Annotated in this window: 18 protein-coding genes and 1 tRNA gene; 4 read left to right on the top strand and 15 right to left on the bottom strand. The window is 64.8% G+C overall.

Annotated features, from left to right (window positions below):
• Nucleotide 1: 1 nt before the first annotated feature.
• The 5 genes from BO996_RS19025 to BO996_RS19000 all read right to left on the bottom strand — a co-directional run bounded on the left by BO996_RS19025 (nucleotide 2) and on the right by BO996_RS19000 (nucleotide 3165).
• The gene (locus BO996_RS19025) at nucleotides 2-529 is read right to left on the bottom strand and encodes a hypothetical protein (protein WP_071956106.1); all 528 of its coding nucleotides are present in this window, start codon (nucleotides 527-529) and stop codon (nucleotides 2-4) included.
• Nucleotides 526-1152, bottom strand: coding sequence for an RNA polymerase sigma factor (locus BO996_RS19020; RefSeq protein WP_071956105.1), 627 nt, complete (start codon nucleotides 1150-1152; stop codon nucleotides 526-528). The genes BO996_RS19025 and BO996_RS19020 overlap by 4 nt, the downstream gene beginning before the upstream one ends.
• 42 nt (nucleotides 1153-1194) lie before the next feature.
• The gene (locus BO996_RS19015) at nucleotides 1195-1458 is read right to left on the bottom strand and encodes a hypothetical protein (protein WP_071957157.1); all 264 of its coding nucleotides are present in this window, start codon (nucleotides 1456-1458) and stop codon (nucleotides 1195-1197) included.
• 208 nt (nucleotides 1459-1666) lie between these two features.
• Nucleotides 1667-1740, bottom strand: a tRNA-Gly gene (locus tag BO996_RS19010).
• Nucleotides 1741-2913: 1173 nt separating this feature from the next.
• On the bottom strand, nucleotides 2914-3165 hold the full coding sequence (locus BO996_RS19000; RefSeq protein WP_071956104.1) for a putative hemolysin: 252 nt from the start codon (nucleotides 3163-3165) through the stop codon (nucleotides 2914-2916).
• Between the two features lie 134 nt (nucleotides 3166-3299).
• On the opposite strand from BO996_RS19000, the gene BO996_RS18995 reads away from it, so the two are divergent.
• Nucleotides 3300-3587: an H-NS histone family protein gene (locus BO996_RS18995; protein WP_012205896.1), complete on the top strand. Its 288-nt coding sequence runs from the start codon at nucleotides 3300-3302 to the stop codon at nucleotides 3585-3587.
• A gap of 1028 nt (nucleotides 3588-4615) precedes the next feature.
• Nucleotides 4616-5404, top strand: a complete 789-nt coding sequence (locus tag BO996_RS18980; RefSeq protein ID WP_071956102.1) for a class I SAM-dependent methyltransferase — start codon at nucleotides 4616-4618, stop codon at nucleotides 5402-5404.
• A 60-nt stretch (nucleotides 5405-5464) separates the two neighbouring features.
• Here BO996_RS18980 and BO996_RS18975 read toward each other — a convergent pair whose 3' ends face one another.
• From BO996_RS18975 to BO996_RS18960, 4 genes are all read right to left on the bottom strand, one after another.
• A complete protein-coding gene (locus BO996_RS18975) occupies nucleotides 5465-5746 on the bottom strand; it encodes a hypothetical protein (protein WP_012205894.1) in 282 nt (93 codons plus the stop codon).
• A 151-nt stretch (nucleotides 5747-5897) separates the two neighbouring features.
• Nucleotides 5898-6164, bottom strand: coding sequence for a hypothetical protein (locus BO996_RS18970; protein WP_071956101.1), 267 nt, complete (start codon nucleotides 6162-6164; stop codon nucleotides 5898-5900).
• Nucleotides 6161-6343, bottom strand: a complete 183-nt coding sequence (locus BO996_RS18965) for a hypothetical protein (protein WP_232240374.1) — start codon at nucleotides 6341-6343, stop codon at nucleotides 6161-6163. Before BO996_RS18965 ends, BO996_RS18970 begins: the two co-directional genes overlap by 4 nt.
• A gap of 161 nt (nucleotides 6344-6504) precedes the next feature.
• Nucleotides 6505-6915, bottom strand: a complete 411-nt coding sequence (locus BO996_RS18960) for a hypothetical protein (RefSeq protein ID WP_013802153.1) — start codon at nucleotides 6913-6915, stop codon at nucleotides 6505-6507.
• A gap of 820 nt (nucleotides 6916-7735) precedes the next feature.
• On the opposite strand from BO996_RS18960, the gene BO996_RS18950 reads away from it, so the two are divergent.
• A complete protein-coding gene (locus BO996_RS18950; protein ID WP_071957155.1) occupies nucleotides 7736-8935 on the top strand; it encodes a COX15/CtaA family protein in 1200 nt (399 codons plus the stop codon).
• Nucleotides 8932-9837, top strand: coding sequence for a heme o synthase (gene cyoE, locus BO996_RS18945; RefSeq protein ID WP_012205889.1), 906 nt, complete (start codon nucleotides 8932-8934; stop codon nucleotides 9835-9837). Before BO996_RS18950 ends, cyoE begins: the two co-directional genes overlap by 4 nt.
• Before the next feature lie 81 nt (nucleotides 9838-9918).
• Here cyoE and BO996_RS18940 read toward each other — a convergent pair whose 3' ends face one another.
• The 6 genes from BO996_RS18940 to cyoB all read right to left on the bottom strand — a co-directional run bounded on the left by BO996_RS18940 (nucleotide 9919) and on the right by cyoB (nucleotide 15781).
• Nucleotides 9919-10455, bottom strand: a complete 537-nt coding sequence (locus tag BO996_RS18940) for a response regulator transcription factor (RefSeq protein WP_013802156.1) — start codon at nucleotides 10453-10455, stop codon at nucleotides 9919-9921.
• Nucleotides 10456-10484: 29 nt separating this feature from the next.
• Nucleotides 10485-11786: an ATP-binding protein gene (locus tag BO996_RS18935; protein ID WP_013802157.1), complete on the bottom strand. Its 1302-nt coding sequence runs from the start codon at nucleotides 11784-11786 to the stop codon at nucleotides 10485-10487.
• 137 nt (nucleotides 11787-11923) lie between these two features.
• Nucleotides 11924-12637, bottom strand: a complete 714-nt coding sequence (locus BO996_RS18930; RefSeq protein WP_071956099.1) for an SURF1 family protein — start codon at nucleotides 12635-12637, stop codon at nucleotides 11924-11926.
• A 71-nt stretch (nucleotides 12638-12708) separates the two neighbouring features.
• Entirely contained in the window at nucleotides 12709-13149 is a 441-nt protein-coding gene (cyoD, locus tag BO996_RS18925) for a cytochrome o ubiquinol oxidase subunit IV (RefSeq protein WP_012205885.1), read from the bottom strand.
• Nucleotides 13150-13782 carry a cytochrome o ubiquinol oxidase subunit III gene (cyoC, locus tag BO996_RS18920; protein ID WP_012205884.1) on the bottom strand — a complete coding sequence of 211 codons (633 nt, stop codon included), beginning with the start codon at nucleotides 13780-13782 and terminating at the stop codon, nucleotides 13150-13152.
• Nucleotides 13775-15781 carry a cytochrome o ubiquinol oxidase subunit I gene (gene cyoB / locus BO996_RS18915; RefSeq protein ID WP_071956098.1) on the bottom strand — a complete coding sequence of 669 codons (2007 nt, stop codon included), beginning with the start codon at nucleotides 15779-15781 and terminating at the stop codon, nucleotides 13775-13777. Before cyoB ends, cyoC begins: the two co-directional genes overlap by 8 nt.
• Nucleotides 15782-15813 lie beyond the last annotated feature (32 nt).

The raw sequence follows: 15813 nt of genomic DNA, 5'->3' as shown, positions 1-15813 counted from the left end.
GTCATTCCTCGCTTCCTTCCACCAAGGCGCCGCCCGTGTCGAAGGCGGTGCCGGGCCACCAGCCGCCTTCGGACTGTGCCGGCCGGGCCGTGGGCAAGGCCGTGCCTATCAGCAAGGCCACGGCCAGAGCGCCTGCGGCCACACCGGCCAGGCCCGCACCGGCGATGCTGGCGCCGGACCACCAGCCATGCCAGGGCTTGCGGCCGCTGGCACGCACCGGCCGTGCGGGCGCAGTACCACGGGGCTGCGGCCATGCATGCGGCGATGGTTGGCCGGGCGCAGTCGCCATGCCTGGGCGAGCTTTCAAGCCGGCCAGCACCGCGCTTGCCAGCGCTGCGCTGGGGGGCGCGACGGCATGGCTGCCCAGCAGCGTGTCGAGTTCGTTTGCACGGGCGAGCAAGGCCCGGGCCGCAGGCGCAAAGGTCGGCTGTTCCATCAGCGCGCGTGCCGCAGCCTGCTCCTGTGCCGGCCAGCGCCGCAGGTCGGCGCCCCAGGCGTCGGCCAATTGTTCAAAGCGTTCTGGCGTCATGGTGGTGATCCTCCAGGGTCTGCGGGTGCGGGTGCGGGTGCGGGTGCAGCGATTGCGCTCGTGCTTGCGTCCTGCAGGCGGGCGCGCAAGCTGCGCCGCGCACGGGCCAGCAGGCTTTCCAGGGCATCCACGGAGACGCCCATGAGTGCTGCCGCCTCGGCCTGGGGCAGCGCCTGGTAGTAGTGCAGCACCAGCGCCTCGCGCTGGCGCGGCGGCAGTGCATCCAGGGCAGCGGCGACCCGGGCGCTGTGCTGCGCGTGGTCCAGCTGCTGCTCCGGTGTGGGGCCGGGGTCGGAGAAGGCGGCGGCTTCGGCGTGCTCGTCCAGCGCTTCTTCGCGCCGCACCGCGCGCCGGCGGAGCCGGTCGCGGCACAGGTTGAGCACCACCTCATGCAGCCAGGTGTCAAAGCGGGCCTGGCCCGGCCGCCAGTGGCCCACCTGCTGCCAGGCGCGCACCAGGCCTTCCTGCGCCACCTCTTCAGCCTCGGCCCGGTTGCCCAGCAGGCGCTGGGCCAGACCAAGCATGCGTGGCAGCTTGCGCTCCACCAGTTCGCGGGCGGCCTGCGGCTCACCGCGGGCCAGTCTCGCCAGCAGGTCGGCATCCGGGTCATCGATTTCAGCCAAAGGGCATCGGTGTAGTGGCGGGGTCAGCCAGTGTCGCGCGGCTCAACGCCAGCCGCGATGCCAGCCGTAGACCGGATGGTGCCAGCCCCAGCCGTAGCGCGGGTGGTATTGCCATACGAAGCCGACGCTGGGCATCGGATAGGCAGGCGCCACATAGGCGACGCCCGGCGGCACCACATAGGGGCCGGGCGCCACCGGCGCAACAGGCGCTACCACGCAGCCGGCCAGCGCGGCCAGGCTGCCGGCGGCAAGCGCCAGCGCAAGCGGACGGACGGCGCGGCGAACAGTCAAACGCAATGAGGACATGAAAGACTCCTGCATCGGCCACATCAGGCGGCCTTATTGCGTTCAACGCGCGGGCAGCACGGATCCGTCGCGGGGGAGCGAAAAAATGTCGCGGAGAAAAGCGGGGGAAAGGTCGGCGGGGGAGAGATCGGGCCCGCGCGGAAGGCGGTCCGTGGGATATCAGTGGCGGATGTGTATCCGGGACTGATGGACTTTGCTCCAGGAAATCTGGAGCGGGCGAAGGGAATCGAACCCTCATCATGAGCTTGGGAAGCTCAGGTCCTGCCATTGAACGACGCCCGCTTCTACTGGTGGATCAGCATCTTACGCGATGCCGGCATTTGACCCAATGCGGAGCGGTCCGCATCTTCAACATCCTGTCCTTCATGCCGCACCGGCACAAGCCTCTGCTGAACCTTGGTGCCGCTGGCACTTCGCTGTGCGCACTCGATGCATGCCCGCCTTGCATCTCTGCAAAGCGTGCCGAAGCCGCAAGAAACGGCCCCCACAAAAAAGAAGCCCGTCAGCGGTGCTGCGGGCTTGTGAATGCCTGCGAAGTGCAGGCATGAGGAAGAAAAAGTCCGGTGCCCTTTTCAGGGCATGCCTATGAATTCCAGGAGGAGAACCATGAGTCAACCATAGGCCGGGCTGTTAACCGCATTTCAGCTCGTGACGGGGAACATCGGCCCTGCCAGCGTGGAGATGTACAGCGAGATGAGGGTCACCACGGACCAGAAAAATGTGAGGAAAATATGTCGCATCACAATCTCCTTCAAGTCATTGAACAAGTGAGCGAACCGCCCGAATGCAAGCCTTCGCAAAACGTCGCAAGGGGCTGCGAGATCTGGTGCTGCGCAACTGAATGAGCTGGTAGCTGCCCCTTACCGGAAAGGCATCCAGGAGACTCCGGTGGTAGCGGGCATCAGGGTCCGGATTGAAAGACTCACTCGGTACGACTTGACTCATGCTTATCTCCATCAGCAGGGCATTGCGGGTCTCGGGACTGACGCTATTTCAACTGCTTGTGAGGCTTCGCTGTGCGAGCCAAGTCAGGGTGCTCATGTAGGTCGAGCATGCCCCGTATGTATGAGTTCTTTCGACACGGTGTCCGCTTGGAGCTGCGGCCGTTGAAGGGGCAACGAAAAGGGCCCGCAAGCGGCGAAGCTGCGGGCCCTGGAAGAAAAATGCCGATGCCGTGATGGCGTGCCTGGGGAAGGGATTTGAGAGGGAGGGAGGAGAAAATTCCCAGGCTCGGCGGAATCCGTTGCTGGCCAGTATGCAGACCTTTTCTGAAGGAAAGCTTTACGTCGGGTAAAGAAGTTGCAGGTCTGCTGCGTGATGCAGGTGGAACGTGGCTTGACTGCGGCCGGGTTCGCACCCGCTCCGAGCGTATGGCTGTGCATTTGCGCTGTGCATCCGCGCAGTGACGGCGGGGCGTTAACGGCTTGCGTCTGTTTCGTGCAGAGCGCTATCCCACTACTTGGCCGGATGGTCCTTGCGGTACAGCGTCCACTCTTCCATTTCCGTGCCGTTCGGCAGCACGCAGATGCCTTCCTGGCCCTGGGGCGTCTTCTCCATCCGAACTTGTCCGCCGATTTCACCGCAATAGACCGATGCGGGATTGGCCATGCGCACGGAGGGTGCCAGCTTCTGTTGGGTGCATGCGCTGAGTGCCAGTGCCACCAGGGCCACCAGCGCGATGCCTGAGAGTTCCAGTGCTTTGTTCATTGCGCCACTCTATACCTCTGGAGGTTGAGAGTGTTGTTGCGTCCGCAACCTTCGGTTTGCGATGCAAAGGTATGTCAGTGCGGCATTTTGTGCATAGAATGCTGACTCGCTAGCATACAACCCAAGAAAAGTCCATGACACCTGATTACAAGACGCTCCTGCAGCAAAAGGCAGAGATCGAAGCACGCATTGCCGAAGTCCTGAAAGCCGAAAAAGGCGGGGCCATCGCCAAGGTTCGCGAGCTCGTCCAGCAATTCCAATTGACCCAGGAAGATGTGTTCAGCACGGGCAAGCGCAAGTCGCCCGTCGGTGCAGGCGTGCCCAAGTACCGTGATCCGTCCACTGGCGCAACGTGGACCGGCCGGGGCAAGCCTCCTGCGTGGATCAAGGATGCAGTGGACCGCACTGCCTTCGAAATCTGACCAACAGCCCGCACCCGCGGGCTTTGTCTTTTCTGGCCACTTGCGCTCAGTGAGCCCACGGCAGTTAAGAAGCGTCACCTTGCGCCAAGGCCGACGCCCTTGTCATGCTCTGCGCTGATTGCCTTAGCTGTGCTTGTCCGACAGGGCTGGTCCCGGGCGGCGACCATGCTTGAGGCCATGAACAAACCTACTCCCAACACCCCGGGCCAAGTGCCCACCTCGTCGTCCCGCAACCGGTTCGCCACCAAGCGAACCATGTACATCGTTGCCGCTATCGTGGCTGTGGCACTGGTGATCATATTTGTGCCTTGGTAGGCGCGCATCGACGTCCCGCTCCCGCCCCCCCCGCTCATGTCCGCGAGGGCATGAGAAAGCCCGCCATCTGGCGGGCTTTCGTTTTGGGGAATCGCTTGCCTCAGTGCGCGTGGTGCGCCGTGGGTGCTTGCGCCGGGGGGAGTTGGGCCAACTTCTGCGAGCAGTCGCTGCACACATGCCACGCGTGGAATTGGCGGGCTCCTGTGGCGGGTTTTTCCTGTTCGCACTGGATGCAGAAGACGGCGGGGGCCAGGTCCATGAGCCGGATCGGCTCTCGGCCTTTCTTGGGACTACGCATAGCTCTCCTTCAAAGTGTTGCTCCTCGGTATCCATTGGGCGCCGGGTTGGGAAAGGCCGGTCGTCAGCGGGCGCGCCATGGCGCAGCAGAAGCCAGCGCCATCGAGAGTGCGTGTTCAACTTACAGCCAAGCCGTCTCACGGTTGTGACTTCCGCATGACCGTGTGGGGAACGCGCCGCAGTGGTTTGACAGTGCAATTTGCGCAGTCTTAGAATTTGCCTCTTCCATTCCTGCGACCGCTGCGAGCCTGACATGAACCTGTGACGCCTTCGGACCCTAGTCCGACCGATCCCCCCGAAGCCCATTCCCGGCCCACGGCGGACGCCCGCGTCACCACCTGCATGCCCGTTGACTGCTCCGCGTTTTCTGAACGCAATCTCGCGTCGCCGTGCGGCCTCTTTATGAAAGAGTGCCCATGACAGAACCCATCGATATCCTTGCCCACAACACCGCCGCCTGGAACCTGCAGGCAGCGAAAGACTGCGACTGGTCGCGCCCGGTCGACAGCGCTGAAATAGCCCGGGCCCGTGCCGGAAGCTGGCAGGCGCGGCTCACGCCCGGCCCCTTGCCAGCGGGCTGGCTGGATGATGTGCGCGGCCTGCGCATCCTCTGCCTTGCCGGCGGCGGCGGCCAGCAGGGGCCCATTCTTGCGGCGGCGGGTGCGCAGGTCACCGTGTTCGATGCCTCCGCCGGGCAGCTTGCACAGGACCGTCATGTGGCGCAGCGCGAAGGCCTTGCGCTGACCTGCGTGCAGGGCGACATGCGCGATCTGGGCGTTTTTGCAGATGCCGGCTTCGATGTGATCTTTCACCCCATCTCCAACCTCTACGTGCCTGATGTGCGGCCCGTATGGCGTGAATGCGCGCGGGTGCTCGCGAAGGGTGGGCGCCTTCTGTCCAGCTTCTGGAATCCGGTGGTCTTCGTGGAGGACCGCGATCCCGCGCTGCGCGAGCAAGGGCTCATGCGGCCTGCGCGGCGCCTGCCGTATTCCGATGTGGTGGATTTGCCGCCCGCAGCGATCGATGCCAAGCGGGAGCGCAATGAGGCGCTGGTGTTCGGCCATACGCTGGCCGATCAGATCGGCGGCCAGCTGGATGCGGGGCTGGTGCTGACGGGCTTTCATGAAGACTGGCAGCCCCATGCCCGCTTTGTGATCGAGAAGTTCGTGCCGACCTTCATTGCGACACGTTCGGTGAAACTCTGAAGGTGCTGCTGCCTGGCCTTGACGCCCTCAGGTCGGCCTTAGGTCTCCCTCAGGTCGCCCTCAGGTGCGCAAGGCCGGCGTCCAGGTCTGTTGCTGGGCGGGTTCGGTCACGGGCTGCGCCGGCTTCGGTCGGGGTGCTGGGCCCTTGGCCTGGGACGATGGCTGGGCCTGCCGTGCTTGCTCGGCGCCGGATTTGGCCAGCAGCATCATCACGGCCATGCAGATCAGCGTCAGCATGAGCACCACGCAGATGGGACCCAGATCCACGGAGGCGATGTCCAGCCCCTTCAGCGACTGCCAGCGTTCTGAGCGTACTTCCAGTGGTTCTTCGGGATCGGCCATGGCACCTCCACTGCGTTGAGTGTGGACACATGCTAGGCGTAAGTGAGCATGCAAACAATATGGGGACTTCGCCAGGATGTGAGGGTATACAGCAGCCCCGGCTCGGTTGGCTTCACGCTTGAAGGCTCTTTCCGCTGCTGCCGTGTGACAGCTACTTGACCCACATCAACTGCACCGCCACGGCCAGGGCGATGGCCAGCAGCCCCAGCAGCACGGCCATTGCCACGATGGTGACCGCCCTGCGGCGCTTTGCCTTGCGGGGGTTGCGCAAACGGGGCGGGGCGGGAGAGGGCTGCGTGGCATCCAGGGCCGCAATTCTTGCCAGCCAGTCTTCGGCGGTGGGCAAGGTGGAGGTGGGCGATGCGCAGGGTGAGGCGGGGGGCGATGCGGGTGGTGAGACGGGCTTGCCACGGTTCATGGCCCCAGCTCCTGACGCATCTCTTCAAGCACCTGCACGGCGCCCTGGATCATGGCCAGCCTGTGCTCCAGCGCAGCCTTTTGGGCCTGCAGCCGGTCCAACTGCTCGGCAACCAGCACCTCGTCGGCCCGCAGCTTCTTCAGCCGCTCCTGTATGGCCTCCATTTCCGGGGCGCTCATCTGCCAATCCTCCAGCATCGAAGGGCGCCGAGCGTGGCCCGGACCCTTCTCACGATTCACACGAATGCCGGCAATTATCTGTGCGCCTTAGTGATTGGCTATGAATGAATTGACATAGATTGTCATCGACCGGCGCAGAAGGCCGAAGGCTGTGCAGTTGTTCAAAGCAGCCAGGTCCTGTTGGGCCGGTTGCCGTCGATTTCCACAAGTCCTGCGTCCTGCAGTATGGGCAGGATGTAGGTGATCACCACGGCTGCGTTGTCGTTGGCCTGTTTGGCCGCAAAGCCCAGAAAGCCGGGCCGGTGCTGGCTGGAGGCCACGATGCAGGGCCGCTCGGCGCCGTGATGCTCCTGGGCCAGATGGCGCAGCACGGCGCCGAAGGCTTCCCGCCTTATGCGCACCGTGTTGCCCTTGTGCGTTCTGACTTCCAGGCCGCTGTCGCTGCGGCGGATGACAGTGAAGGACGCGGTGCGTCCCTTGTCGGGCGTCTTCAGGGGCTTGTCCTGGGCGATGCCGTCCCAGAAGGCATTGAAATCGTTGTTGGAGAGCACGCGCACGAAAAAGAGGTCCATTGCCTGGAGGTTTTCTTGGACGTGGAGTCTCCCTGGCTTCGACTGGCCGAAGATGAGCAAATCTGAGCAGTGCCGCTCAATGTGCGAGAAATTTGAGGAAGATCCGGCCTTGCCGCGTTCTGACCTCGGTCCCTTCGATAAAGCCCATCAGTCTGGCCGAACCGTCCATGGAGTACAGCGCCGGTCCATCGATGCGGTAGATGGGCCTGGTCCCGCAACGGACGAATTCATCGCCTTCGACACGCCCGATTTCGTTTCCGTGCCCATCAAGCACAGTCCACGAGCCTCCTGCAATCATGGCCTCACCCGGCAGTTGCCGGTTCCCAAGTGAAACCACCAATCTAAGGAACGCGAGGTGTCTGAATCTGAGCGAATCTGAGCAGTCGTGTAAAGCTGGGCCGCCGACGCCTTGGGCAGGGTCCTGTGGAAATTCGTGTGCGCCAGGCTCAAGCCGCATCGCACCGGCCAAAAGAAGCTGGCTGCGATCTAGGGGCACTGCATGCGTGGGCGATTGAGCGGTTCGCAGCCAAGTAGAATTGTTTCATATCAAAGACATGCTGCTCTGAAAGTTGCAGCGACCGGGCCCGCTTGGCGGGCCTTGTGCATGGGGCGCGGTCCCGCAGCCGGTATCTGGGTGCATGTCCTGATTCTCTGTAGGCCCGGCCTGCGATCCAATCTCGCGCATGGGGCTGAGCCTTCTCGTCAAATTGCTCTCATTTATGAAGATCTGCTGTCGCCACCCGGATGCGCCTGCGGCATTGCCTTTCGGCTTGCCCGTGGGCCATGCCGTGTGGTGCATGCCGCGCTGCGGAGGGCGGGCGTGAGCGAACAGGCGCTGTACGATCTGGCCCCCGTTCTGGAGCTGATGCTGCTGGGCCTGTTGCTGGCGCTGGGCCCCCTGGCCTGGGTGTGGCTGCGCAACCGCAGCAGCGGCTCGCTCAAGCGACTGCAGGCGCTGTCGGTGCTCACGCTGTTCCTGACCTTCGATCTGGTGCTGTTCGGCGCCTTCACCCGCCTGACCGATTCCGGCCTGGGCTGCCCCGATTGGCCGGGCTGCTATGGCAGTGCCAGCCCCATGGGCGCCCGCGCGCAGATTGCCGAGGCGCAGGCCGCCATGCCCACCGGGCCGGTGACGCATGGCAAGGCATGGATAGAGATGGTCCACCGCTATCTGGCAACCACCGTGGGCGTGCTCATCATCGCCATGACCATCATGGCCTGGCGGCGCGCGCGGCGCCTGGGCAGGGCGGGTGGCGCAGGGGCCGAGCGTACAGGGGCGGAGGGCACAGGCGGTGCCCTGAGTCCGTGGTGGCCCACGCTGGCGCTGTTCTGGGTCTGCCTGCAGGGCGCCTTTGGCGCCTGGACCGTGACCATGAAGCTTTTTCCGGCCATCGTGACCCTGCACCTGCTGGGCGGCACGGGGCTGCTGGCCTTGCTGTGCGTGCCCGCCGTGGGGCTGAGCCGTGCTGCGCGTCAGCAAGGGGCGACCGTGATTTCACCCGCGCTGCGCGCGGGGCTGTGGCTGGGTCTTGCGCTGCTAGTGCTGCAGGTGGCGCTGGGCGGCTGGGTCAGCACCAACTATGCGGTGCTGGCCTGCAGCAGTTTCCCGACCTGCCAGGGCAGCTGGTGGCCGGCCATGGATTTTTCGCAGGCGCTGCAGATCTGGCGTCCGTTGGGCATGCTGCAGGACGGCAGCAACATCAGCTTTGCGGGCCTCACGGCCATCCACTATCTGCACCGCCTGGCGGCCTATGTGGTGGTGGCTGCGCTGGCCGGGCTGTGGTGGCGTTTGGGTGAAGTGCCCGCACTGGCGTCGCAGCGCCGCGTGCTGGGTGCGTTTTTGGTGCTGCAGGTGCTGACAGGCCTGTCGAACGTGGTGCTCGATTGGCCGCTGGTGGCCGCGGTGCTGCATACGGGCGGCGCAGCTGCGCTGGTGACCGTGATTGTTTGGTGCCTGGCGGCCAGCCGCCCGGGCGCACTGCGGGACGGTCTGCCGGTTGCCCGTGGAGAGATTGCATGAGTAAACAAGCTTCCCTGAGTGTCGAGCCCTCGCGCTGGACACAGTTCTATGCCCTGACCAAGCCGCGTGTGGTGCAGCTGATCGTGTTCTGCGCACTGATCGGCATGGTGCTGGCCGTGCCCGGCTGGCCCAACGCCGACCAGTGGCTGCACATGGCGCTGGCCTGCCTGGGCATCTGGCTGGTGGCGGGCGCGGCGGCCGCCTTCAACTGCCTGGTGGAGCGCCATATCGATGCGCGCATGAAGCGCACCTCCTGGCGGCCCACGGCGCGCGGCGAGCTGAGCAGCCAGCAGGCGCTGGCCTTCTCGGCCATCCTGTGCACGCTGGGCGCGCTGGTGCTGCTGCTGTGCACCAACCCGCTGACCATGTGGCTGACGCTGGCCACCTTCGTGGGCTATGCCGTGATCTACACGGTGATCCTTAAGCCTGCCACGCCGCAGAACATCGTGATCGGCGGTGCCTCCGGTGCCATGCCGCCCGTGCTGGGCTGGGCCGCGATGACGGGCCAGGTCGGTCCCGAGGCGCTGATCCTGTTCCTCATCATCTTCCTGTGGACACCACCCCATTTCTGGGCGCTAGCGCTGTACCGCGTGGAAGACTACCGCCAGTCCGGCCTGCCCATGCTGCCCGTGACGCATGGCAGCGAGTACACGCGGCTGCAGATCCTGCTGTACACGGTGATCCTGTTTGCGGCCTGCATGCTGCCCTTCATGTACGGCATGAGTTCCTGGCTGTACCTGGTGGTGGCCGTGGTGCTGAGCGTGGGCTTCTGTGCCTATGCCTTTGCACTGTGGCGCAATTACTCGGACCAGCTGTCGCGCAAGACCTTCCGCTTCTCGCTGATCCACCTGAGCGTGCTGTTCCTGGCGCTGCTGATCGATCACTACCTCTGGCTGGGCTGATGGGGCTGATGGCCTGAGGGCCATGGCCGCGCAACGAAAAACCGGGCCCTTGAGGCCCGGTTTGTCTTGGTGCTTGCCGCCTTACTTGATCTGCCGCTTTTCCAGCTTGCGCGCCAGCGTGCGCCGGTGCATGCCCAGGCGACGGGCAGCTTCGGAGATGTTGAAATCGCTCTCGGCCAGGGTTTCGTGGATGTGTTCCCACTCCAGCGTCTTGATGGAGGTGGGGTTGCGTGACAGTTCCACGTCGGTGCGGCCTTCGAGGCGGCCGAAGGCGGCCTCGATATCGTCGGTGTTGGAGGGCTTGGCCAGATAGTGGCATGCGCCTAGCTTGACCGCCTCCACGGCCGTGGCAATGCTGGCATAGCCTGTGAGCACGACGATCAGCGCCTCGGGGCTGTGCTGGTGCAGCATCTGCACGCAGCTCAGGCCCGACGCGTTGCCCGCCAGCTTGAGGTCCATGACGGCGTATTGCGGCGAGTGCGTCTGCAGCAGCTCGCGCACTTCCTCGGCGCTGGCGGCCTGCAGCACGCGGTAGCCGCGCCGCTCGAACGAGCGCGTCAGCGTGCGCGCAAAGGTCGCATCGTCTTCAACCAGCAGCAGGAGGCGGGAGCTGTCCATGGGCGATTCGGGTTCCTGTGGGCGCCGCTTCAGGCGCCGGGTTCAATGGCAATCGATGACAGGGGCAGGCGGATCTCCACCTCACTGCCCCGCGGCGGGGTGTTCCTCACCTGAACGCGTCCGCCCAGCGAGCGCGCCACGTTGAGCACCAGGAAGAGGCCCAGCCCCCGGCCCGGGCGCTCCGTCTTGGTGGAGATATGGCGCTGGCCCAGCTGTTCCAGCACGGCGGGTGCAAAGCCCGGTCCCTTGTCGCGCACGGTGATGCACAGCATGCCGGTGCGCACGGCCAGGTGCAGCGCCACATGGCGGGGGGAGGCTTCGGCCGCATTGTCGAGCACATTGCAAACCATTTGCTGCAACGCGGTATCGGAAAGAATGGGGAAGTCCTCGTCGGCCTGGACATAGTCGAAATGCTCCACGGCGTGGCGTGACTGCCAGTGCGCGACCACGCCGTCCATGAAGGCGCGCAGCGTGGTGGCCTGTGGCGCATCGGCGCGGGTCTCGCCGGCCGACATGAGCACACTGGAGACGATGGACTTGCAGCGCAGCAGCTGCTGCTGCATTTCCTGCAGGTCGGCCAGCAGGTCGGGGTCTTGCGTGATGGCGGGCATGCGCTGCCAGTCGCCCAGGATGACGGACATGGTGGACAGCGGCGTGCCCAGCTCGTGCGCCGCGCCCGTGGCCAGCAGGCCCATGCGCACGATGTGCTCCTCTTCGCTGGCACGCTGGCGCATGTTGGCCAGCCGTGCGTCACGCCGGCGCAGGTTGGAGACGATGCGGCGCAGGAAGACCACCAGCAGCACCGTGGTCAGCCCGAAGCTGATCAGAATGCCGCTCACGTACAGGCCGGGCAGCCCGTCGGGACCTGCAGCGCCAATGGGCAGGGGCCAGTGCACGATGGCCAGCACCAGGGTGCACAGCGAGGTGCTGGCAACAATGATCCAGGCGTGCACGGGCCTGAGCAGCACGGCGCCCAGAATGCCCTGCAGCAGGAACAGATAGATGAAGGGATTGCTGGCGCCGCCGCTCAAATACAGCTGTATGGCCAGTGCCAGCACGTCGGCCAGCAGGGCCAGGAACAGGTTGCGCGCCGAGATCTGGCGGCGGTGGCTGCGGTACCAGTAGATGTAGCCAAGATTGGTGAAGACGCTGGCCATCAGCACCAGGGCCATGGCCGGCAGCGGCAGGGTGATGCCGAAGCCGTAGTGCACCAGGGAGATGGTGATCACCTGCCCGACCACGGCGAACCAGCGCAGCTGTATCAGCAGCTGCATGTTCTGGCGTTCGGTGGTGCGCTCGACGCGGAACAGGGACTCTGAAGGCGAATTCACGCGGGCGATTGTGCGCTACCGCAGGCAGCCGTGGCGCGGCAGGGTCTTGTAGAGTACTGGCGTAAAAAAGGCCACCGATGTCATCGGTGGCCTTGTTGCCTGCAGCGACGGCTTTACGGCTTTACGGCTCTACGGCTTTACGGCTTGCTGCTTGCCTGCCGGTCATTGCGCCTGACCAGCCAGGCCGCGCCGACCACCATCAGCGCCAGCCCGTACCAGGTCAGCGCATAGACCAGATGGCTGTTGGGGAAGCGGATCACGGTCATGCCTGGGCGCGGCCAGGTGCCGTCTGCCACGGGCTGGCCCGGCAGGCCTGCGTCGATGAAGTAGGGGGCTGCATGGTCCAGGCCCTGGGCCTGAGCAATGGCCGCCACATCGCGCGAGAACCAGCGCTGCTGCGCGGGATCGTTCTCGCGCAGGAAGCCGCCGCGCGGCTCGCTGATGCGCAGCAGGCCGGCCACCGTCACCGGGTCCTGGGGCGCCTGTGCGGGCTGATCCTGCCAGCGCGCGCGCTGCGCTGTGGGAATGAAGCCCCGGTTCACCAGCACCTGGTTGCCGTCCTCCATCTGCAGCGGCGTCAGCACCCAGAAGCCGGCGCCCAATTCGGTCACGGCCTGGGTCAGCACGGTCTTGCCGGCCAGCCAGTGGCCGCTGGCCTGCACGGCGCGGTACTCGTGGTCGGCGGCCGTGATCTGCGGCCATTCGGCGGGCGGGGGCAGGGCAGCGGGCGCGGCGTGCACGCGCTGGTCCACGCGCTCTATCAAGTCCAGCTTCCAGGCACGGCGCTGGACCTGCCAGCTGCCCAGGAAGATGAAACCCAAAAACAAGGCGATGCCCACCGAGATGAGCATCGCCTGAGCGAGTGGGCCACGCCGGCGCGATGCGCCGGCGTGGCTGGAGGGCCCGGAGTTTCCGGATGCGGTCAAGGCGTGACCGAGGCCGGAGCCGTCTGCGCGGCAGGGTCGGCCGGCATGGTGTGCTGGGGCATCATGTTGGTGTTCATGTGGAACATGACCCACAGGGTGCCCGCAATGCCGATGGCCACGAAGACCACGGTGAAGATGGTGGACAGCAGGGTCCAGCCGCCTTCGATCTTGCCGTTCATGTGCAGGAAGAAGACCATGTGGACCAGGATCTGCACCACGGCGAAGCCGCCGAGCACCATCACGGCCGTTGCACGGTCCGAGATGACATTGCTCATCACCAGCCAGAACGGGATGGCCGTCAGGATGATCGAGAGCACGAAGCCCCACATATAGCCCGAGAACGTGCTGTGCGGGCCTGCGTCGTGGTGGTGATCGTCATGGCCGTGATGGTCGTGGTGACCGTGGCCATGGCCGGCGTGGATGTCGTGTGCAGCCATTTACAGCACCCCCATCAGGTAAACAAAAGTGAAGACGCCGATCCAGACCACGTCCAAGAAGTGCCAGAACATCGACAGGCACATCAGGCGGCGGTTGTTCTCGTGCGTCAGGCCGTGCTTGTTGATCTGGATCATCAGCGTGACCAGCCAGATCAGGCCGAAGCTCACGTGCAGGCCGTGGGTGCCCACCAGCGTGAAGAACGAGGACAGGAAGGCGCTGCGCTGCGGGCCTGCGCCCTCGTGCAGCAGGTGGGAGAACTCATAGAGTTCCAGGCCCAGGAAGCACAGGCCGAACAGGCCGGTGATGGCCAGCCACAGCTGGGTGCCGCCCAGCTTGCCCTGCTGCTTTTGCAGCATGGCGAAGCCGAAGGTGATGGACGACAGCAGCAGGAAGGCCGTGTTCATCGCCACCAGGGGCAGGTCGAACAGCTGGGCGCCCGTGGGGCCTGCAGCGTAGTTGCGGCCCAGCACGCCATAGGTGGCGAACAGCGCTGCAAAGATCAGGCAGTCGCTCATCAGGTAGAGCCAGAAGCCCAGAGCGGTGCCGTTTTCGGGATGGGGCTCCTCGGCGAGGTGGTACTCGCGCGGGGCCAGGGCGGCAGCGCCGCCTGCGGTGTAACGGGTATCAGACATGACGTGCCAGCTGTTGTGTGCGCAGTTCTTCCGTGGCCGCGACTTCTGCGGCGGGGATGTAGTAGTCGCGCTTGTAGTTGAACGTGTGGATGATCGACGCCAGCACGGTGGCGGCGAACGACGCAATGGCCAGGGGCCACATGTGCCAGATCATCGCGAAGCCGAAGACCGTGGACAGCGCTGCGATCACGACGCCGGCGCCGGTGTTGGACGGCATGTGGAGGGGCTTGAAGCCGGTCAGCGGACGCTGGTAGCCGTGCTTCTTCATGTCCCACCAGGCATCGATCTCATGCACCACGGGCGTGAAGGCGAAGTTGTACTGGGGAGGGGGCGAGGAGGTGGCCCACTCCAGCGTGCGGCCTTCCCATGGGTCGCCGGTCACGTCACGCAGCTGGTCGCGCTTGAAGTAGCTGACCACCAGCTGGATCAGGAAGCTGCCGATGCCCAGTGCCACCAGACCGGCGCCCAGGGCGGCGATCACGAACCAGATCTGCAGCGAGGGGTCCTCGAAGTGGTTGGCACGGCGTGTCACGCCCATCAGGCCCAGCACGTACAGCGGTGTGAAGGCGACCCAGAAGCCGACCAGCCAGAACCAGAACGAGCACTTGCCCCAGAACTCGTCGAGCTTGTAGCCGAAGGCCTTGGGGAACCAGAAGTTGATGCCGGCGAACACACCGAACACCACGCCGCCGATGATCACGTTGTGGAAGTGGGCGATCAGGAACAGGCTGTTGTGCAGCACGAAGTCGGCCGGGGGAACGGCCAGCAGCACGCCGGTCATGCCGCCGATGGCGAACGTGCACATGAAGCCCACGGTCCACAGCATCGGCACCGTGAAGCGGATGCGGCCGCGATACATGGTGAACAGCCAGTTGAAGATCTTGGCGCCCGTCGGGATCGAGATGATCATCGTCGTGATGCCGAAGAAGGTGTTCACGCTGGCGCCGGAGCCCATGGTGAAGAAGTGGTGCAGCCAGACCAGGTAGGACAGGATGGTGATACACACCGTCGCGTACACCATGGAGGTGTAGCCGAACAGGCGCTTGCGGCTGAAGGTGGAGACGATCTCCGAGAAGATGCCGAAGCAGGGCAGGATCAGGATGTAGACCTCGGGGTGGCCCCAGATCCAGATCAGGTTCACGTACAGCATGGGGTTGCCGCCCAGCTCGTTCGTGAAGAAGTTCGTGCCGACGTAGCGGTCCAGCGACATCAGCACCAGGGCTGCGGTCAGGATGGGGAACGAGGCCACGATCAGCGCGTTGGTGCACAGGGCGGTCCAGGTGAAGACGGGCATCTTCATCAGGTTCATGCCGGGTGCGCGCATCTTGATGATGGTCACGATCAGGTTGATGCCTGACAGCGTGGTGCCGACGCCGGCCACCTGCAATCCCCAGATGTAGTAGTCAAGCCCGACCCCGGGGTTCTGCGCCCCCAGGTTGGACAGTGCCAGCCAGCCGGAGGTGGAGAACTCGCCCAGGAACAGCGAGATCATCACCAGCACGGCGCCGCCTGTGGTCATCCAGAAGCTGAAGTTGTTCAGGAACGGGAAGGACACGTCGCGGGCGCCGATCTGCAGCGGCACCAGATAGTTCATCAGGCCGGTCACGAAGGGCATGGCCACGAAGAAGATCATGATCACGCCGTGGGCCGTGAAGATCTGGTCGTAGTGGTGCGGAGGCAGGTAGCCCAGGTTGTCGCCGAAGGCCATGGCCTGCTGCAGGCGCATCATCAGCGCGTCGGCAAAGCCGCGCAGCAGCATGACCAGACCGAGGATCATGTACATGATGCCGATCTTCTTGTGGTCGATGCTGCACAGCCAGTCGCGCCACAGCGGGCCCCACAGGCGGAACTTGGTGAGCAGGCCCAGCACGGCAAGGCCGCCGAGCACCACGGCGATGAAGGTCGCCAGCACGATGGGCTCATGCGCCATCGGGATGGAGTCCCAAGTGATGCGTCCCAGCAGCCAGTGGGCCTGTGCCGGGGAGGTATGTTCAGACATATCGAGTCTCTTAGGTCGTGATGGGAGCGGGC

The sequence above is a fragment of the Delftia sp. HK171 genome, assembly GCF_001886655.1.
Taxonomy (GTDB): domain Bacteria; phylum Pseudomonadota; class Gammaproteobacteria; order Burkholderiales; family Burkholderiaceae_C; genus Comamonas; species Comamonas acidovorans.
This window is presented reverse-complemented; position numbering and strand designations above follow the sequence as displayed.